The organism is Rhodococcus sp. SORGH_AS_0303 (genome assembly GCF_030819335.1).
GTDB lineage: Bacteria > Actinomycetota > Actinomycetes > Mycobacteriales > Mycobacteriaceae > Rhodococcoides.
On record NZ_JAUTBO010000001.1, the window covers coordinates 3,857,661 to 3,875,498 of the forward strand.

A 17,838-nucleotide genomic window follows, 5' to 3' on the forward strand; every position below is an offset into this window, starting at 1 on the left:
CATCGACAACCGTCAATATAGAAGAATGTCGAATCAGTCAGAGCCCGACACGGGCGTCCGATGCTCGCCCCTGGTTCGTGAACCTCTGACCGAGCAGCAGTCGCACATCCTCGCGTCGATGTTCAAGGCGCTGGGCGACCCGGTCCGGTTGCGCCTGCTCAGTCTCATCGCGAGTCACGACGGTGGTGAGGCGTGCGTGTGCGACATCTCCGGATCCTTCGACCTGTCGCAGCCGACCATCTCCCACCACCTCAAGGTGCTTCGCCAGGCCGGCCTGCTCGGCTCCGATCGGCGCGGAACCTGGGTCTACTACCGCGTGGTTCCCGATGCGCTGCAGCAGTTGTCGGCCGTCATGGCCACCATCGACCCGACGGTGGTGACCGCATGAGCACCGCGGCGAACACCAGCGACCACCCCGCCGTCGTCGGCAAGCTCTCCACCCTCGACCGCTTCCTCCCGGTGTGGATCGGCGTCGCGATGGTCGTCGGGCTGCTGCTCGGTCGCGTGATCCCCGGGATGAACGACGCCTTGTCGTCGATCTCCGTCGACGGTGTGTCCCTGCCGATCGCGATCGGCCTGCTGATCATGATGTACCCGGTGTTGGCCAAGGTCCGCTACGACCGGCTCGACACCGTCACCGGCGACAAGAAGCTCCTCCTCGGTTCTCTCGCTCTGAACTGGATTCTCGGCCCCGCCTTGATGTTCGCGCTGGCCTGGCTGTTCCTCCCCGACCTGCCCGAGTACCGCACCGGACTGATCATCGTCGGACTCGCCCGCTGCATCGCGATGGTCATCATCTGGAACGACCTCGCCTGCGGCGACCGCGAAGCCGCCGCCGTACTCGTGGCCATCAACTCGGTGTTCCAGGTGATCATGTTCGCCGTCCTCGGCTGGTTCTACCTGTCCGTGCTCCCCGGCTGGCTCGGCCTCGACCAGACCACCATCGAGGCATCACCGTGGCAGATCGCGAAGTCCGTCCTGATCTTCCTGGGCATCCCGTTGATCGCCGGATTCGCCTCCCGGTACTTCGGCGAACGCGCCAAGGGCCGCGACTGGTACGAGACCTCGTTCATCCCCAAGATCGGGCCGTGGGCGCTCTACGGACTGCTGTTCACCATCGTCGTCCTCTTCGCCCTACAGGGCGACCGCATCACCTCCCAACCCCTGGACGTCGTCCGCATCGCGCTCCCGCTGCTGGCGTACTTCGCCGTGATGTGGGGCGGCGGATACGCCCTCGGCGCCGCCATGGGCCTGGGCTACGAACGCACGACGACCCTGGCGTTCACCGCGGCGGGCAACAACTTCGAACTCGCCATCGCCGTCGCGATCGCCACCTACGGAGCCACCTCCGGCCAAGCCCTCGCCGGCGTCGTCGGACCCCTCATCGAAGTCCCCGTCCTCGTGGGACTCGTCTACGTCTCGCTGGCACTGCGCAGACGATTTTCACCCGCCCGACAGACGAAGGAATCCTGATGTACCGCAAGCCGAGTGTGTTGTTCGTCTGCGTGAAGAACGGCGGCAAGTCGCAGATGGCCGCAGGGCTGATGCGCACGGTCGCCGGTGACGATGTCGAGGTGCATTCCGCCGGGACTGCCCCCGGCAGTGCAGTCAATGCTCTGTCGGCCGAGTCGCTGCGTGAGGTCGGAGTCGATCTCACCGGTGAGCACCCCAAGCCGATCGATCCGGATCTGATGTCCCGGATGGACTTCGTCGTCACCCTCGGCACCGAGGCGACCGTCGACCCGGTCGAGGGACCGACCTACCTGAACTGGGACACCGACGAGCCGTCGACGCGAGGTATCGAGGGCATCGAGCGGATGCGCCTGGTGCGCGACGACATCGCCACGCGCGTCGACGAACTCGCGGCGCGACTGCGGATCTGACACGGGCCGCACCCGACGGCCGGCACTCCCGGTCGGAGTGGCGGCCGTCGGCCGGAGGTCAACCGAGAAGTTGTTCCATCCTGGCGATCTCGGCGTTCTGCGTGTCGACGATCGTGCGAGCCATCGCGACCGCGTCGTCGTTCGAGCCCTCCTCGATCTCCGTCTCCGCCATGGCGACCGCACCTCGATGATGGTCGATCATCATCGTCAGCCACCGCTGGTCGAACTCGTCGCCGGACAAGGCCGTCAGGGAGGCCATGTCCTGCGAACTCATCATTCCGCTCCCCGACCCGTGATCCATGCCCTGCATGTCGTCGGGCGTTGCCGACGGAGACGGCTGACCCCACTCCGCCAGCCATGAGGCCAACTGGTCCATCTCGGGTCCCTGCGCGTCCGCGATCTCGTCGGCGAGCGTGACCACGTCCGGGTTCGTGGACCGCCCGTCGACCATGGAGGCCATCTCGACAGCCTGAGCATGGTGCGGGTACATCATCGATGCGAACGCGACGTCGGCGTCGGCGAAGTCCGCAGCGGGATCCTGAGACGGCGCGGACTCCATGGACGAGGAACCCATCGAGTGGCCCTCCATCGACGCGGACGACCCGTCGTCGCCACAACCGGCGACGAGGGCGACTCCGATCGCGGCAGCGGCGAGTGTGGTGACTGTCGTGTTCTTGACATGCATGGGCGTACTCCTGAGGTGTGTCGAACGGAAAAGGGGTCTGAATCGACGTGCGATCCGCCGGGGCATCACTGCCCCGGGCTCCCCGTCACACCCGCAGAAGTACCGAGTCGTCCAGCGAGGACAGCGCCCATGGTGGAGCTCGACCTGCGCGGGCGACGATCATGACGACACGGTCGGATGCGTCATCGAGCGCCGGCAGGCACTCGACGGCCCCGATCGGGACCGACATCGGCGGGAACGAGGTGACCGTCCCGATGCACGGATGCATCATGTCGTGACCGCCGGGGCACGGCAGTCGCTCCGCCGCCGGACCGGGCTCCGCGGTGTGCGTGGCGGCGCCAGCGTGGACCTCCGCGTCCATCGACGCGTGGTGGTTCGGCATCGCTTCATGGGCCGCGGCGGTCTGGACGGGCACCACCATGTGCATCAGCACCACGCCCAGTGCGATCGAGACGGCCCACCAGGCCATCTGCACAGCGAGGGTCAGCGAACGTCGCTGCCGAAGACTGTGCAACACGGGCCCCAGTGTACCGACGAGTACCCCCTGGGGGTACGTCGGCGGTCGTCGCACCGACACCCGGCAACCTCGATCAGATACCCCAGGGGGTACTTGCATACCCCCCCTCGTATGTGACACGGTGTGCGCAGTCCAGCGGATCGAACGCGGAAGGAGTGTCCAGTGGGCCCCCCTGCCGAATGCTCACAGTTCCACCGCTGAGCACACCCTCACACCACTTCTCGACGATGGCCGATCCAGGCCCTTCACATACCCCCAGCCGTATAGGAGTCCACCGTGTCCCAGTCCGACACTGTCGCCGAACCCCGGCCCGGCGACCACCACGACAGCGCCCCCGGCCGCCTCGGCCGGTGGGGCGCAGCCATGGTCACCCGCCGCCGCTGGGTCTTCGGCACCTGGCTGGTTCTGCTGATCGCCCTCGGCTCCGCTGCATCGTCGGTGTTCTCGTCCCTCGCCGGCGCCGGGTGGCAGGCGAACGGATCAGAATCGGTCCAGGTCCGCGAGCTCGCCGAGGAACACTTCGGCGGCAACTCCTCCGCCGCGGTGCAGGTCGTCGTCCACAGCGACTCCGGTGCGCTGAGCGACCCGGCAGCGACCGCCGCGCTCGCCGAGGCCACCGCCATCCTGAACGCGGACCCGCGTTTCGGTGAGATCGTGCCCCCGCAGCCGGGGATGACGATCAGCCCCGACGGGCGCACCGGCATCCTCATCGCCGGAGCCGACGGCACCACCGACGAGATGGTCACCGCCGTCGACGACGTCAAGGACCAGCTCACCGCACTCTCCGGCGACGGCATCGAGGTCTACCCCACCGGCGCATCGGCGCTGTGGTCGGACTTCAACAAGGCCAACCACGACGCGATGATTCAGGCCGAACTCATCTCCTGGCCCGTCACCCTCGCCATCATGGTCCTCGCGTTCGGCTCGCTCGTCGCCGCCGGACTCCCGCTGCTCTTGACCATCGCCGGTCTCGTCGCCTCCGCCGGCGGGCTGGTCCTGCTCAACGAGATCACCCCGATCTCGGTGTGGGCGATGAACTTCGCCATGATGTTCGCCCTCGCACTCGGTATCGACTACGCGCTGTTCCTCGTTGCCCGCTTCCGCGACGCCCTGCGCTCCCGCGATCCCCGCGCGGCCGTCGCCGAGACCATGGACACCGCCGGCAAAGCCGTGGTCCTGTCCGGACTCACCGTCCTCGTCAGCTTGTCCGCCGTGCTGATCGTCCCCGCCCCCGCGGTGCGGACCATGGCCGTCGGGATCATGCTCGCCGTCACCTTCGTCCTGCTCGCCACCCTCACCCTGCTCCCCGCCGCCCTCGGCGCGCTCGGACCGAAGGTCGACGCTGCGTCCCTCCCCTACGCCAAGCGTCAGCAGCACCGCTCACCCATGTTCGCCGCGTGGGGCGCACTCCTGCACAAGCACCCGTGGCCGTTCGCGCTCGCCTCGATCGGCGTCCTCGTCGCACTGGCGCTGCCTGTTCTCGGCCTGAAGGTCGCGATGCCGTCGATCTCCGTCGTCCCCGAGGACGCGCCCGTGCGGCAGGGCTACGCGCTCGTCCAGCAGCAGTTCGGTGACGGCGCCCCCGGCGCACTGCAGATCGTCATCTCTGACACCGACTCCGCAGACACGGCCGCCGCCGCGGCGCAGGTGTCCGGCATCGCCATGGTCACCCCACCGCAACCCGCCGCCGACGGCTCCGGCTACGCACTCCTGCAAGCGATTCCGGCGGTCGACCCCTCCGACGAGTCGATGGGCACCATCCTCGCCGACCTGCGCGGCGAGCTCCCGGAGTCGGCGCTGGTCGGCGGCGCCCCCGCGGAGAACCTCGACCTGCAGCAGGCCCTGAACGACTACCTGCCGCTCGTCGTCACGATCATCCTGATCCTCGGATTCGTGCTGCTCCTCGTCGCACTGCAGGCACCCTTGATCGCGTTCCTGGGCACCGCGGTCAGCCTGCTCTCCACCGCCGTCGCGTTCGGCGTCGCGAAACTGATCTTCCAGGACGGGCACGGCGCCTCGCTGCTCGGCTTCACTCCACAGGGCTTCCTGAACGGCTGGGGACCGGTGTTCTTCTTCGCGATGATCTTCGCCATCGCCATGGACTACACCGTGTTTCTCCTTGCCACCGCCAAGGAACACGTCGAGCGCACCGGCGACGCGACGACGGCGATGATCGACGGTCTCGCCCACTCCGGGCGGGTCATCTTCGCCGCGGCCGCGGTGATGGTGGCGGTGTTCTTCACCTTCGCCCTCGCCGACCCGCTCCCGCCGAAGGAGATGGGCATCATCCTCGGCGTCGCCGTGCTTCTCGACGCCATCCTGATTCGGTTGATCCTGCTGCCCGTCCTGCTCCGACTGACCGGCTCCGCCGCCTGGTGGTCACCGGCCTGGCTCCGCAAGGCCCTCCCGTCCATCAGCTTCTCCCACTGACACCCCCGACCGAAGGACGACACTCGTGACCATCGCTCTGACCACCACCCTGACCGACACCGACTTCGACACCGCCGTCCAGCGCACGCGAGACGCCCTGGCAGAGCAGGGTTTCGGCGTGCTCACCGAGATCGACATGCAGGCCACCCTGAAAGCCAAGCTCGGTGAGGACATGGAGCGCTACCTGATTCTCGGCGCGTGCAACCCGCCCCTGGCCCACCGCGCCGTCGGCGTCATGCGACAGATCGGCCTGCTGCTCCCCTGCAACGTCGTCGTCCGCGAGGACCCGGACAACGCCGACGTGATCATCGTCGACGCCATGAACCCCGACATCATGGTCCAGTCGACGGGAGTGCCGGCGCTCGGCGACGTCGCCCACGACGCAGCGACCAAGCTCCGCGCTGCCATCGCCACGCTCGCCGACGAACCGGCACCCGGACACTGAGACCCTGATGCCCCCGGGGGTACCATCGACAGCTCACGGCAGTTCTGACAGGAGTTCATCATGGTCGGCGACGACGACAGCATCGCACTGGTACTCAACCGACTCCGGCGCGCCAACGGCCAACTCACCGGGGTCATCTCGATGATCGAGAACGGCCGCGACTGCAAGGAGGTCGTCACCCAGCTCGCCGCCGTCTCGCGCGCGCTCGACAGGGCAGGGTTCAAGATCGTCGCCACCGGCCTGCGCGAATGTATGACCGGTGCCACCGCCGACAACAAGGAACCCATGACCGAGGCGGAACTCGAGAAGCTGTTCCTCGCACTCGCGTGACGAGACGAGCACTCCTGCACACGGCGGCTCGACCGCGCGTCGCGCTCGCTGTTGTCGCCCTGGCCCTCACCGCGTGCGCTCCGTCGGGCGGTGTGCCCGTCTCGCCGGCTCCCACGTCGAGTCGAGCAGAGCGCGACGACGTCTCGACCGGACTGCAGGCTGTCGAGGAGCGCTACGACGTGACGGTGGGTGTCAGCCTCCTGAACACCGGGACCGGCGAGACGATCAGCTATCGCGGAGCCGAACGTTTCGGTTTCGCTTCGACAGTGAAGGTGTTCCTGGCAGCCGAGTTCCTGCGACGAACCCCTGAGGACGCTCGGGACGACCTCGTGAGGTGGACCGCGGCCGACATCGAGCGCGCGGGATATTCACCGGTGACCACGGCACGTCTGGACACCGGGCTCACGGCGGCCGAGTTGGCGGAAGCGGCCGTGCGGGAGAGCGACAACACGGCGACCAACCTCGTGTTCGACCGGATCGGCGGTCCCGCAGAACTCGATGCGGCTCTGTCCCGACTCGGTGACGACGTCACGGACATCGCCGACGTGGAGCCGGGCCTCAACACGGTCGGACCCGACAGCACCGGAAACACCACCACCGCCGACGCGTTCACGACGAGTCTGGCCGCACTGCGGGGTGCCGGCTCGTCGACCGATGCCGACGCAGCGACCCTGGCCGAGTGGATGAGCGGGAACGCCACGGGCGACGCACTCGTCCGCGCGGGGGCGCCGAGCGGATGGACGGTGGCCGACAAGTCGGGTGGCGCCGGGGCCGTGCGGAACGACATCGCCGTCGTCACACCACCCGGCTGTCCCCCGCTGGTACTGACGGTGCTGACACGGAAGAACGACGCCTCGGCACCGTACGAGGACGCCGCGGTGAGCGAGAGCGCCGCGGTCGTCCTGAACACCGTTCGGTAGCCCCTGAACACCGTTAGGTAGTCTCGAAAAGTATGATCACTGCACCACTCAACGACGACATCGTCCTCGGTGCAGCCGAGCTCGAACGCGTGGATCGGGGCGTGCGCCCACACCGGCTCCCCCGTGCCGTCCGGCAACGCGATGCGGACCCGCAGCTCGCGATGATGGAGGCGCAACCGTCCGGAGTACGTATCGCCGCACGCACGACCGCCGTCCAGATGGTCCTCGAGGTCCACACCACGCGCATGACCTACCGGGGTGTGATGCGCGACCGGGGCGCCGTCGACGTGGTGGTGAACGACTCGATTCTTCAGTCCCACGTGCTCTCGGGCGGTGACACCGTCGAGATCGATCCGACCACCGGGACGAGCACGGTCCACCCGGGAACGACGGAACGCATCACCCTCACCGATCTGCCGGCCGGGGAGAAGACGGTCGAGATCTGGCTCCCCCACAACGAACAGGTGGATCTGGTCTCGCTGTCCGCTGATGCCGTTCTGCACCCGGCGCCGACGAGCGGACCGAGGTGGCTGCACCACGGCAGCTCGATCAGCCAGGGATCCAACGCCGCGAGCCCCACGCGCATCTGGCCTGTCGTCGCGGCCCGTCGTGCCGGCGTTCGGCTGCGCAACCTGGGTTTCGGGGGCAGCGCCTTCGTCGATCCGTTCATGGCTCGCGTCGTGCGGGACTCCCCCGCGGACGTCATCAGCGTCAAGCTGGGCATCAACGTCGTCAACCTCGATGCAATGCGCCTTCGTTCGTTCGTTCCCGCAGTTCACGGGTTCCTCGACACCGTCCGCGACGGGCACCCGACCACACCGCTGCTGCTGATCTCGCCGATCCACTGCGCGATCCACGAGAACACTCCGGGACCCGGGGCGATCGATCCCGACTCGTTCGCCGCCGGCTCCGCGAGATTTCGCGCGACGGGCACGGAGGGCGACATCGCGCTCGGACGCCTGACACTTCGCGTGATCCGTGACGCGCTCGCTCAGATCGTCGACAGTCGATCGGACGACCCGAACCTCCACCACCTCGACGGACTGCTGCTCTTCGGCGAGGACGACGAACGGCGCCACCCACTTCCGGACAACCTGCATCCCGACACCGACGCCCACGCCGTCATGGGACAGCGTTTCGCGGACATCGCCTTCGGCCCGTCAGGGCCGTTCGCGCCGGGGTGATCACGGGGCGTGGGCCCGACCGGGGAACGTGAGTGTGACCAGTCGGTGCATTCTCACGGAATGCGCGTGGGGTGGCGAAAATGGGGGTAGTCCCGAGTGAAGCGCGGCACCCGCGCACCGAGAGAGGACGACCCTCGATGGTGAGCGCGGGGAACCACGACGGCGGGCTTCGCACGTCGATCATCACCGACATCGTGGATGTCTGTGTCGATCTGACGGGCGCCGACGGCGCCGCCCTGGTTCTGGTCCCGCCCGGCGACTGGTCGGTGCAGAATGTCGCGCACGTGACAGACACGACGGCGGCCCGCGTCGCACGGGAACTCCAGGCAATCGGGCTCGGTCCGGTCGTCGACGCTCTCGCCGACGGTGCGGTCCACGATGCCGCGGTGGAGGATTCACTCGATCGCCTGCGGTGGCCGCAGGTGACCGGCGCCCTGAGCGTCCTGGGCGTCGGGTGGCTACGGGTGTTCCCTGTGGGCCCCCGCGCCCGACCGTCGGGAACCTTGCAACTTCACCGACGCACCTGGAGAGGTCGAGGGTGGTCGACGGAGCTCGACGGCCCTCTCGGCCGACTGGCGCACTCTCTCGGCACTCTGTGCGCCACCGACTTCGCCGCCGAGAACGGTGCACAGCCCGGCCCCGACACCGACGTGGTGCACACGGCGATCGGAATGATGGCCGCCAGGCACGAGCTTTCCGTATCCGCCGCATCCGCACTTCTGCGCGCGGTCGCTGATTCTCACGGGCGCTCGTCGGTGGCGCAGGCACGGGTCATCGTCGATTCAGTCGGGCGACGGGGAACCGGCACCTGACCTCGTTGATTGCGTCATAAGGGCAGCCTACCCTTAGCATCAAGGCATGATGCGTATTCCCGGCAGCGTTCCCCGATGGACGAGACGCTCGATCACAGTTCTCATCGCCGCCGTGGCGGTGACCGCGCACCTCGTCGGCTGCAGCTCGTCGGACCCCGCTGACCCCGGTTCGGCGACGACCGCCGATGCATCGTTCCCGAAGACGTTGCGGCACATGTACGGCGAGACCGTCCTCGACTCGACACCCGCCCGCGTGGCCACCTGGGGTGCCGGCGCCACGGATGCCGTGCTGGCTCTCGGGGTGATGCCGGTGGCCATGCCGTCGACCACGTACGGCGGCGGTGACGACCTGACGTACCCGTGGGTCGCCGAGTCGATCGCCCGGAACGGCGGTGAGGCACCGGCTCTCCTGGACGACGTCCTGGGTCCCCTGTCGGTCGAGAAGCTCGTCGCAGCCGACCCCGACGTTCTGCTGGCACCACATTCCGGCCTCACGCAGAGCGAGTACGACGCGGTCACATCGGCCGGCATTCCCGTGGTCGCACCGCCGTCCGAGCTCTGGTCGACTCCGTGGCGAGACACGATCGGTGTCACCGGTGAGGTTCTCGGAAAGAGCGTCGAGGCAACGGAACTCGTGTCAGAACTGGACCAGCAGGTCGTCGATGCCGGCGCACGACACCCCGAGTTCCGAGACCGAACCATCGCCTACGTGTCCGAGGCGCAGGACGTCTACTACCTCCTGCTTCCCTCGGACCCGCGCGTCGAGCTGCTCGAGAACCTGGGATTCACGTCCGATCCGTCCGTCACCGAACTGGCGACCGGTGATTCCACGTTCTCGACCGCGGTGTCGTCCGAGGAGATCTCCCGAATCGATGCCTCTGTCGTCTTTACACAGGTGGACACGGACGCGGCACTCCGGGAGTTCCTGTCATCCGACGTGTCGCGGCAGATCCCCGCTGTGGCGGCAGGTGCCGTCGCCGGATTCGTCGGCCAGGAAGCAGGGGCCGCCATCGGCCCGACGGCACTGACGATTCCCTACTTCCTCCCGACTCTCGTCGACGGCTTGGCGACGGCGGTCGACGCAACGGAGCAGTGACGAACCACGGGACTCACCGGAGCGAATCGACGTCGCGCACCGCACCCTTGTCTGCGGACAGTGCGAGCGCGGCGTACGCACGGAGCGCGACGCTCACCTCGCGCTGCCTGTGGCGGGGCCGGAAGCCGTCGAGGGCAGAACGCCGTTGCGCGAGCACGCTGTCGGCGACGTCCAGTGTGATCGAGCGGTGCGGGATGTCGATGGTGATGCTGTCCCCGTCCTCGACCAGAGCGATCACGCCACCCGCGGCCGCCTCCGGAGACACGTGCCCGATCGACAGACCCGATGTCCCGCCGGAGAAGCGGCCGTCGGTGATCAGCGCACACGAAGCCCCGAGGCCGCGACCCTTGAGAAATGCTGTCGGATAGAGCATCTCCTGCATTCCGGGCCCACCGCGCGGACCCTCGTACCGCACGACCAGCACGTCACCGGCCACGATCCGTCCGGACAGGATGGCGTCACATGCGTCCTCCTGCGACTCCACGACCACGGCCGGGCCGGTGAAGGTGAGGATGGAGTCGTCGACGCCCGCCGTCTTCACCACACACCCGTCGGCGGACAGGTTGCCGCGCAGAACCGCCAGGCCGCCGTCGGCCGAGTACGCGTGCTCCACATCGCGGATGCATCCGCCGGCGGAGTCGAGATCCAACGTCTCCCAACGCTCGGACTGCGAGAACGCAGTGGCGGAACGCACGCATCCCGGTGCGGCGTGGAACAACTCGATCGCGGCCTCGTCGGCACACCCGGACCGGACGTCCCACCGGTCGAGCCAGTCGGCGAGAGACTCCGAATGCACCGTGTGCACGTGATCGTGCAGATGCCCGCCCCTGCGGAGCTCACCGAGAATGGCGGGCACTCCACCGGCGCGGTGCACGTCCTCGACGAGGTAGTGCCCGTTGGGTGCCACCTTGCACAGACATGGGACCATCCGCGAACGCTTCTCGATGTCGTCGAGGCTGTAGTCGAGTTCAGCCTCGCGTGCCGCGGCCAGGAGATGCAGGATCGTGTTCGTCGATCCACCCATCGCGATGTCGAGGGCCATGGCGTTGTCGAACGCAGCGCGTGAGGCGATCTGCCGAGGAAGGACCGACTCGTCGTCGTGGTCGTACCACCGACGGCACAGATCGACCACGGTGCGCCCGGCATTCTCGTAGAGGTCCCGACGCGCCGTGTGCGTGGCGAGCGTGGTTCCGTTGCCCGGCAGAGCGAGCCCCAGCGCTTCGGTCAGGCAGTTCATCGAGTTTGCCGTGAACATGCCCGAGCAGCTCCCGCACGTGGGGCACGCTGACTCCTCCACGCGTGCCAGGTCCTCGTCCGAGACGTCACCGGCGGCGGCATCGGACATGGCGGACACCAGGGTGAGTCGGGTTCGCACGGTGCCGTCGACGAGCACTGCGGTGCCACCCTCCATCGGACCGCCCGAGACGAACACGACCGGGATGTTCAGTCGCAGTGCGGCCATGAGCATCCCGGGGGTGATCTTGTCACAGTTCGAGATGCACACGAGAGCGTCCGCGCAGTGTGCGTTCACCATGTACTCGACGGAGTCGGCGATGAGATCGCGGGAGGGCAGCGAGTAGAGCATCCCGCCGTGTCCCATCGCGATGCCGTCGTCGACCGCGATCGTGTTGAACTCGCGCGGAATGCCGCCGGCTGCGGTGATCGCGTCCGAGACGATGCGGCCGACCGGCTGGAGATGGGTGTGGCCGGGAACGAACTCGGTGAAGCTGTTCGCGACGGCGATGATCGGCTTACCGAAATCGTCGCCGTTCACCCCCGCGGCGCGTAGTAGCGCGCGGGCCCCCGCCATGTTGCGTCCGTGCGTGACGGTTCTCGATCGAAGTGCAGGCATGGGGACGACGATGCCGGTCGAGTGCCGCCGCAGGAAGACAGCTCCGGTACTGGTATCACCACCACCACCTTCACGCGTGGACGATCGTAGAGTTGCCGTGTGACCACCGACCGGGACTTCGCCGCGCGCCGTGAGCTGGGAGCTTTCCTGCGCGCCCGCCGCTCGGCACTGCCACGGTCGCGGCTCGGGTTGCCGCCCGTTCCGCGGGGCCGGTCGACAGGCTTACGTAGAGAGGACGTCTCGTCGCTGTCCCATGTCAGCGTCACCTGGTACACCTGGCTCGAACAAGGGCGGGACATCCACCCGTCACGCCAAGTCCTCGATGCCGTCGCCGCGACGCTCCACCTCACGCCTGCCGAGCACGATTACGTTCTCGACCTCGCGGGACACCCGCCGACGCCGACCCCGTCGAGCGCGGAGACGACGCCTCCGGCCGTGCAACGTCTGCTCGATGCCCTCACCGATTTCCCCGCGTTCGCTCTCCGTCCGGAGTGGACGATCGCCGGATGGAATCGTGCGTACCGTGCGTTGTTCCCCCGCATCGAGACCGTGGAGGCGGCGGACCGAAACCTTCTGTGGCTGGTCTTCACCGACCCGTACGTGCGCGAGTTGCTCCCGCACTGGGAGTCCGACAGCAGACGCTTCCTCGCAGAGTTCCGGGCGGACGGAGGCGCCGCCCTCGGCACTCCCTCCTTCACGGACCTGGTCGATCGGCTCCGCTCGACGAGTGACACGTTCGCCGACGGGTGGGACAACCGCGACATCGAGGGATTCGCCTCGCGTGAGCGCGTCTTCCGGCACCCTGTCGTCGGAGAGTTGCGCTTCGAGCACCACCAGTTGGCGCCGACCGATCACAAGGACGTGAACATCGTCGTCTACCTTCCTGTCGCGGGCACCGACACTCGCGAGAAGGTGCAGCGCCTGATCGGCGAGTGACGCCGATCCGGATCGGCACGGACATGAAAGAGGGACAGATGGCTACCGTCCTCATCACCACCGACTACCTCCACCCCGGCGACGACGTCGACACCCTGCTCCGTGCGCACGGTCACGAGACCGTCCACTCCCCCGCCGTCGGGCCCCGCCCCGACGGTGAGATGGCCGCGCTCCTCGCCGCGAGTGACGCTGCCATCATCGCCAGCGAACCCGTCACCGCCGCCATGCTGCGCGCGGCCCCGTCCCTCAGCGTGATCGCGCGCAGCGGAGTCGGATACGACTCGGTCGACATCGAGGCCGCCACCGCTCACGGCGTCCTCGTCTGCAACACCCCCGGAGCCAACCGCCATGCGGTGGCCGAGATGACCCTCGCTCTGCTCCTGATGTGCGCGAGGCGGATCGGCGAGACCACCGACGGCGTGCGGCACGGAGAGTGGCCACGCCACGACACTCGACAGCTACGGGGCGCGACTCTCGGCATCATCGGCCTCGGGCCGAGCGGACGGGCCGTCGTGGACCTCGCTCACGCGTTCGGCATGACCGTCCTGATCTCCACCGGCCATCCCGACCCCGCACTCGAGGTCACCTACGTCGACAGAACCACTCTGCTCCGCGAGTCCGATTTCGTCAGCCTCCACGCCCGTGCCGGCGGCGCACCCGTCATCGACGCCGCGGCACTGGCCCAGATGAAACCCTCTGCCTACCTGGTCAACACGGCCCGCGGATCGATGGTCGACGAGGATGCCCTCGTCGACGCGCTCCGCGACCACACCATCGCGGGAGCGGCGCTCGACGTCTTCGCCACCGAACCACCGAACCCGGACAACCCGCTCCTGGCCATGCCCACGGTCGTGGCCACCTCACACCTGGCCGGTCAGACCCGCGAGGCGCGCACCGATGCGGGTACCGCGGCCGCCGAGTCCGTCGTCGCAGCACTGGCCGGTCGGCCGGCCGCGGGTGCGATCAACGAGTCGGCGGTGGCGACGAGACGACCCTGAGCCGCCGCCGGACGGGGCCCCTGGACCATACAGGAGTACCCCCCGGTCGGCGTCAGGTCGACGAGCTCGTGCGGTCGACGGCGTCCGCAAGGCGGTCGAGCCAGTCCGCGTACTCGGTATAGGTGGTGGGACGCTTGTCGTCCCAGTCCAGAACATGGCCCGAGGTGACCGCAGGAATGGAACCGTAGACGGGTGAGGCGTCCAGCATCTCGCGGCTCGCGGGGTACTCGAGAACGATGTCGGCAGGGTACTGAGCCACGTTCTCCCAGCTCACCGTCGCCCACGGTCCGTCGAATCCCGGACCCGCGAGACCCACGCCGAGGTCCGAGAGCAGTCCCAGCACCGACAACTGTTCCGTTCCGATGTACACGGCGTCGGCGGCCGCGTTGACGGGCAGCACCGTCACGCCGGGACTCGCGGCGACAGCATCGCGCACCCGCTGTTTCGCCGCGTCGTAGTCCGCACGGTCGGATGCGATCTCCGGGGAGTCCACGTCGGCGCCCAGTGATGCTGCGAGCGAACGGTATTGATCCAGCGTTCCGTCGAGCGACGAGGACGGGTCGATGCCAAGGAAGGGAGCGACGACGTTGATCTGCTCGGCCTGCGCTGCCTCCCACCAGATCCAGGACGTGGGATCGGTCTCGGCGGAATAGCCGACGACGAGGTCGGCGCCCATAGTCGCCGCCACCTCCGTCTCGAACACCGCATCCGTACCCACGACGGTCATGGAATCGAGGTCCGCGTCACCGAGACCCAGCCCGTTGGTGATGCCGTAGCCGTAGACCCCGGCAGGGCGAACACCGTAGTCCCACAGTGCGGCAGCCGAGTACGCGTCGACAACCACCGTGTCCGGCGGTGCGTCCAGCGACACGGTGTTGCCGAAGGCAGTGGTGTGAGACCACCCTTCCCCACCGGAACTGCTCCCGGACTCGGTGGAACACCCGGCGACAGCCAGCGCGAGGGCAGCGAGGAGAGCGCCGGCGCGCCCGGCGGAGATGGTCGACATGTCCGAATGTTAGCGCAGGCTTACCTCACTTCAGTGAGTCACCGTCTGCGTGAACGGCGGGCGCCTCCGAGATTGACGACCAGCGCAACGAGCGCCAGCACTACCGCCACGACCCACCCATCCGGGTCCACCGCGTGGACGAGGATAACGGCACCGAGAACGACGAGCGCAGCAAGCGCGACCACCCCGAGCCCGGGGCCGCCGAGCGCTGTGCGGGTGCGACGGTCCAGAGCGCCGAGTCGTGTCCTCACACGTCGACCCTACGACGTCGAGTCCACCGCTCCGGATCGCGTCGATCCCGTTCGCGGAGGTTCCAGAGTTCGGATCTCAGGCCAGCGCGAACCGGGTGCGCGAATTTTGCGTCTGCCGGTGCAGCTCTCGCAGAGTCCGCTTGTGTGTCGCGGCCTGCTGCTCGTGCCACGTACCGGTGGGCGCGTCCCCCCTGGCCCGAGCTTCTGCGGCGAGCCGACGCGCGTCCTCGAGTTGAACCGATACGGTCGCGATCTCGTCGTCCAGCGCCGCGAGAAACACCCGCGCCTGCGCCACGTCCGAATCGTCCGCCACCCCGGTTCGCCTCCTTTTCATCGACCGTGCCGGTCCAGTCACTCACGATAGCGAGCCGCCCTGCTGCCACACCCCTCACCACTCCCATGTGTCGGACGATCCGGTGCAGTGAACCGTGTACAGCACGGTCAGCTGCACCGGATCACGCACAGCGGTCGCGTGGTCGATGAGTTCCCGACCTCGCGCCGGTCCACATCGGTGACATCCGACGAGAGGACGAGCCCATGATCGACCACGTACTGACCGTCGTACCCGTGCGCGACATCGATGTCGCACGCGAGTGGTACACGCGCCTGCTGGGACGCGAACCCGACAACAACCCCATGCCGGGTCTGATCGAGTGGCAGATCGTGCCGGGGGCGTGGATGCAGGTGTTCCTCGATGCCGACCGGGCCGGCCGGACGCGGTCGAACCTCGCCGTCGACGACCTCGACGCTCACACCACCGAGCTCGCGGGCCGCGGACTCGCCGTCGGCGACACCACGGACGCCACCAACGGAGTTCGGCTCGCGCCGATCACCGATCCCGACGGCAACGTCATCACCCTGATAGGCGGTTTCCGGACGGTGTACTGACCGACCCGACGATCGGGACGAATGTGTGCAGCCGAGTCACACGATGCGATATAAAGTCAGAGTCATCCACGGTTCCCATGTCCTGTAGACGTTCGGATCACCTCGAGCGCAAGGGGTGACGGCGAGGCACCACGTACGTCAATGTCGGAACACATGACTGTCCTCACCGACTCGGCCTCGTACGAACCCGATGCCGACCGGCGCAAGCGCCTTCGCACGGTCGTGGCGTCGAGCCTGCTCGGCACCACCGTCGAGTGGTACGACTTCTTCCTCTACGCCACGGCAGCGAGTGTGGTCTTCAATCGCCTGTTCTTCCCCGATCAGTCGTCCTTCGTCGGCACCATGCTGTCGTTCGCCACCTTCGCTGTCGGATTCGTGGTGCGCCCCATCGGTGGAGTCGTCTTCGGATACTTCGGAGACCGTATCGGCCGCAAGAAGACACTGGCGTTGTCGATGCTGATCATGGGTGTGGCGACCACTCTGATGGGCGTCCTGCCGACGACCGAGGACGTCGGTCTGCTGGCTCCGATTCTGTTGTTGCTGTTGCGCATCGCACAGGGTTTCGCTCTCGGCGGCGAGTGGGCCGGTGCCGTGCTTCTGGCCGTCGAGCACAGCCCGGCGCGTCGGCGTGGATTGTTCGGAAGCATCCCGCAGGTGGGTCTCGCGCTCGGCCTCGCGTTGGGCACCGGAATGTTCGCCCTGCTGCAGGTGATCTTCGACGAAGAGCAATTCCTCTCCTACGGCTGGCGCATCGCGTTCCTCGCCAGTCTCGTTCTGGTGATCGTCGGCCTGGTCGTACGCCTGAAGGTGGAGGAGACGCCGGCGTTCCGCGAGGTGTCCGACCTCCAGCAGCGATCGAGCGCACCGATCAAGGAAGTGTTCGCGCGGCGTCATGCGCGAAGCACCGTCCTCGGACTGCTGTCGCGATGGGGCGAGGGCGCAGCCTTCAACACGTGGGGTGTCTTCGCCATCACCTACGCGACGACGCAACTGAAGTTCGACAAGGTCTCGGTCCTGCTCGTGGTCACCGTGGCGGCAGTGGTGATGGCGGTGCTGATCCCGGTGTCCGGGGTGCTCGTGGACAGGGTGGGCGCCAAGCGTGTGTACGTCACCGGCATCGCGGCCTACGGGCTGGCCGTGTTTCCCGTGTTCGCCCTCTTCGACACGGGCAGCCTGTGGCTCTTCGGACTCGGACTGGTCCTGGTGTTCGGCATCGTTCACGCCACCTTCTACGGAGCACAGGGCACGCTGTACGCGAGCCTCTATCCGACCGAGATCCGCTACACCGGCCTGTCCGTGGTCTACCAGTTCTCCGGCATCTACGCCTCCGGCGTGACACCACTTATTCTCACCGCACTGATCGCTGCGGCGAGCGGGTCACCCTGGCTCGCGTGCGGCTTCCTCGTCGGCACGTCGGTGATCAGCGTCATCGCCACGGCGCTCATTCGCGAGGAAGACCTGCATCTGTCCGCGACGTCGAGCGTGGGGAGGACGTGAATCAGTACCCCATCGCGCATTCCGTGCCGCCGTCGGAGCCGCCGCTCGTGGTACTACTTGATGAGTAGTAGTCACGAGTGGGACGGGGGGTGAGGGGACATCGACGGA

At 67.6% G+C, this 17,838-nt stretch carries 19 protein-coding genes; 14 read left to right on the top strand and 5 right to left on the bottom strand.

Annotation, left to right across the window (positions count from 1 at the left end):
* Window positions 1-25: 25 nt before the first annotated feature.
* From QE449_RS18295 to QE449_RS18305, 3 genes are read left to right on the top strand one after another with little or no spacing between them, the layout of a single operon-like run.
* Window positions 26-388, top strand: a complete 363-nt coding sequence (locus QE449_RS18295; RefSeq protein WP_307109332.1) for a helix-turn-helix transcriptional regulator — start codon at window positions 26-28, stop codon at window positions 386-388.
* Window positions 385-1,473, top strand: coding sequence for an ACR3 family arsenite efflux transporter (gene arsB / locus QE449_RS18300; RefSeq protein ID WP_027504391.1), 1,089 nt, complete (start codon window positions 385-387; stop codon window positions 1,471-1,473). The genes QE449_RS18295 and arsB overlap by 4 nt, the downstream gene beginning before the upstream one ends.
* The gene (locus QE449_RS18305) at window positions 1,473-1,883 is read left to right on the top strand and encodes a low molecular weight phosphatase family protein (protein WP_027504392.1); all 411 of its coding nucleotides are present in this window, start codon (window positions 1,473-1,475) and stop codon (window positions 1,881-1,883) included. The genes arsB and QE449_RS18305 overlap by 1 nt, the downstream gene beginning before the upstream one ends.
* Before the next feature lie 58 nt (window positions 1,884-1,941).
* Here QE449_RS18305 and QE449_RS18310 read toward each other — a convergent pair whose 3' ends face one another.
* A complete protein-coding gene (locus QE449_RS18310; RefSeq protein ID WP_027504393.1) occupies window positions 1,942-2,568 on the bottom strand; it encodes a DUF305 domain-containing protein in 627 nt (208 codons plus the stop codon).
* Window positions 2,569-2,653: 85 nt separating this feature from the next.
* Window positions 2,654-3,085, bottom strand: coding sequence for a DUF6153 family protein (locus tag QE449_RS18315; protein WP_155956913.1), 432 nt, complete (start codon window positions 3,083-3,085; stop codon window positions 2,654-2,656).
* Between the two features lie 363 nt (window positions 3,086-3,448).
* Between QE449_RS18315 and QE449_RS18320 the strand changes: the two genes are divergently transcribed.
* The 7 genes from QE449_RS18320 to QE449_RS18350 all read left to right on the top strand — a co-directional run bounded on the left by QE449_RS18320 (window position 3,449) and on the right by QE449_RS18350 (window position 10,302).
* Entirely contained in the window at window positions 3,449-5,515 is a 2,067-nt protein-coding gene (locus QE449_RS18320; protein WP_027504395.1) for an MMPL family transporter, read from the top strand.
* 25 nt (window positions 5,516-5,540) lie between these two features.
* Complete coding sequence (locus QE449_RS18325; RefSeq protein ID WP_027504396.1) at window positions 5,541-5,960, top strand: DUF302 domain-containing protein; 420 nt, start codon at window positions 5,541-5,543, stop codon at window positions 5,958-5,960.
* Between the two features lie 60 nt (window positions 5,961-6,020).
* Window positions 6,021-6,290 (top strand): metal-sensitive transcriptional regulator, encoded by a 270-nt coding sequence (locus QE449_RS18330; RefSeq protein WP_027504397.1) that lies wholly within the window; start codon window positions 6,021-6,023, stop codon window positions 6,288-6,290.
* Window positions 6,287-7,210, top strand: a complete 924-nt coding sequence (gene bla / locus QE449_RS18335) for a class A beta-lactamase (protein ID WP_197027718.1) — start codon at window positions 6,287-6,289, stop codon at window positions 7,208-7,210. Before QE449_RS18330 ends, bla begins: the two co-directional genes overlap by 4 nt.
* A 32-nt stretch (window positions 7,211-7,242) precedes the next feature.
* The gene (locus QE449_RS18340) at window positions 7,243-8,394 is read left to right on the top strand and encodes an SGNH/GDSL hydrolase family protein (protein ID WP_027504399.1); all 1,152 of its coding nucleotides are present in this window, start codon (window positions 7,243-7,245) and stop codon (window positions 8,392-8,394) included.
* 137 nt (window positions 8,395-8,531) lie between these two features.
* Window positions 8,532-9,206, top strand: coding sequence for a hypothetical protein (locus QE449_RS18345; RefSeq protein ID WP_027504400.1), 675 nt, complete (start codon window positions 8,532-8,534; stop codon window positions 9,204-9,206).
* Window positions 9,207-9,252: 46 nt separating this feature from the next.
* On the top strand, window positions 9,253-10,302 hold the full coding sequence (locus QE449_RS18350; protein WP_231476174.1) for an ABC transporter substrate-binding protein: 1,050 nt from the start codon (window positions 9,253-9,255) through the stop codon (window positions 10,300-10,302).
* 13 nt (window positions 10,303-10,315) lie between these two features.
* Here QE449_RS18350 and ilvD read toward each other — a convergent pair whose 3' ends face one another.
* The gene (gene ilvD, locus QE449_RS18355) at window positions 10,316-12,154 is read right to left on the bottom strand and encodes a dihydroxy-acid dehydratase (protein WP_056446463.1); all 1,839 of its coding nucleotides are present in this window, start codon (window positions 12,152-12,154) and stop codon (window positions 10,316-10,318) included.
* A gap of 99 nt (window positions 12,155-12,253) precedes the next feature.
* Between ilvD and QE449_RS18360 the strand changes: the two genes are divergently transcribed.
* Both QE449_RS18360 and QE449_RS18365 read left to right on the top strand, forming a co-directional pair.
* The gene (locus QE449_RS18360; protein WP_051613009.1) at window positions 12,254-13,090 is read left to right on the top strand and encodes a helix-turn-helix transcriptional regulator; all 837 of its coding nucleotides are present in this window, start codon (window positions 12,254-12,256) and stop codon (window positions 13,088-13,090) included.
* Between the two features lie 38 nt (window positions 13,091-13,128).
* On the top strand, window positions 13,129-14,088 hold the full coding sequence (locus QE449_RS18365) for a phosphoglycerate dehydrogenase (RefSeq protein WP_027504404.1): 960 nt from the start codon (window positions 13,129-13,131) through the stop codon (window positions 14,086-14,088).
* A 52-nt stretch (window positions 14,089-14,140) separates the two neighbouring features.
* Here the strand turns inward: QE449_RS18365 and QE449_RS18370 are convergent, their stop codons facing one another.
* Both QE449_RS18370 and QE449_RS18375 read right to left on the bottom strand, forming a co-directional pair.
* Window positions 14,141-15,094, bottom strand: a complete 954-nt coding sequence (locus QE449_RS18370) for an ABC transporter substrate-binding protein (protein ID WP_051613010.1) — start codon at window positions 15,092-15,094, stop codon at window positions 14,141-14,143.
* Window positions 15,095-15,421: 327 nt separating this feature from the next.
* Window positions 15,422-15,658 carry a hypothetical protein gene (locus tag QE449_RS18375; RefSeq protein WP_307109333.1) on the bottom strand — a complete coding sequence of 79 codons (237 nt, stop codon included), beginning with the start codon at window positions 15,656-15,658 and terminating at the stop codon, window positions 15,422-15,424.
* 224 nt (window positions 15,659-15,882) lie between these two features.
* Between QE449_RS18375 and QE449_RS18380 the strand changes: the two genes are divergently transcribed.
* Both QE449_RS18380 and QE449_RS18385 read left to right on the top strand, forming a co-directional pair.
* Entirely contained in the window at window positions 15,883-16,233 is a 351-nt protein-coding gene (locus QE449_RS18380) for a VOC family protein (protein WP_222646528.1), read from the top strand.
* Between the two features lie 153 nt (window positions 16,234-16,386).
* Window positions 16,387-17,730, top strand: coding sequence for an MFS transporter (locus QE449_RS18385; RefSeq protein WP_307109334.1), 1,344 nt, complete (start codon window positions 16,387-16,389; stop codon window positions 17,728-17,730).
* Window positions 17,731-17,838 lie beyond the last annotated feature (108 nt).

What these genes read in the sequence shown, in the direction of transcription:
- QE449_RS18295 (WP_307109332.1), top strand. Translation starts at nt 26, where the DNA reads ATGTCGAATCAGTCAGAGCCCGACACGGGCGTCCGATGCTCGCCCCTG.
- arsB (WP_027504391.1), top strand. Translation starts at nt 385, where the DNA reads ATGAGCACCGCGGCGAACACCAGCGACCACCCCGCCGTCGTCGGCAAG.
- QE449_RS18305 (WP_027504392.1), top strand. Translation starts at nt 1,473, where the DNA reads ATGTACCGCAAGCCGAGTGTGTTGTTCGTCTGCGTGAAGAACGGCGGC.
- QE449_RS18310 (WP_027504393.1), bottom strand. Translation starts at nt 2,568, where the DNA reads ATGCATGTCAAGAACACGACAGTCACCACACTCGCCGCTGCCGCGATC.
- QE449_RS18320 (WP_027504395.1), top strand. Translation starts at nt 3,449, where the DNA reads ATGGTCACCCGCCGCCGCTGGGTCTTCGGCACCTGGCTGGTTCTGCTG.
- QE449_RS18330 (WP_027504397.1), top strand. Translation starts at nt 6,021, where the DNA reads ATGGTCGGCGACGACGACAGCATCGCACTGGTACTCAACCGACTCCGG.
- QE449_RS18340 (WP_027504399.1), top strand. Translation starts at nt 7,243, where the DNA reads ATGATCACTGCACCACTCAACGACGACATCGTCCTCGGTGCAGCCGAG.
- QE449_RS18345 (WP_027504400.1), top strand. Translation starts at nt 8,532, where the DNA reads ATGGTGAGCGCGGGGAACCACGACGGCGGGCTTCGCACGTCGATCATC.
- QE449_RS18350 (WP_231476174.1), top strand. Translation starts at nt 9,253, where the DNA reads ATGATGCGTATTCCCGGCAGCGTTCCCCGATGGACGAGACGCTCGATC.
- ilvD (WP_056446463.1), bottom strand. Translation starts at nt 12,154, where the DNA reads ATGCCTGCACTTCGATCGAGAACCGTCACGCACGGACGCAACATGGCG.
- QE449_RS18365 (WP_027504404.1), top strand. Translation starts at nt 13,129, where the DNA reads ATGGCTACCGTCCTCATCACCACCGACTACCTCCACCCCGGCGACGAC.
- QE449_RS18370 (WP_051613010.1), bottom strand. Translation starts at nt 15,094, where the DNA reads ATGTCGACCATCTCCGCCGGGCGCGCCGGCGCTCTCCTCGCTGCCCTC.
- QE449_RS18380 (WP_222646528.1), top strand. Translation starts at nt 15,883, where the DNA reads ATGATCGACCACGTACTGACCGTCGTACCCGTGCGCGACATCGATGTC.
- QE449_RS18385 (WP_307109334.1), top strand. Translation starts at nt 16,387, where the DNA reads ATGACTGTCCTCACCGACTCGGCCTCGTACGAACCCGATGCCGACCGG.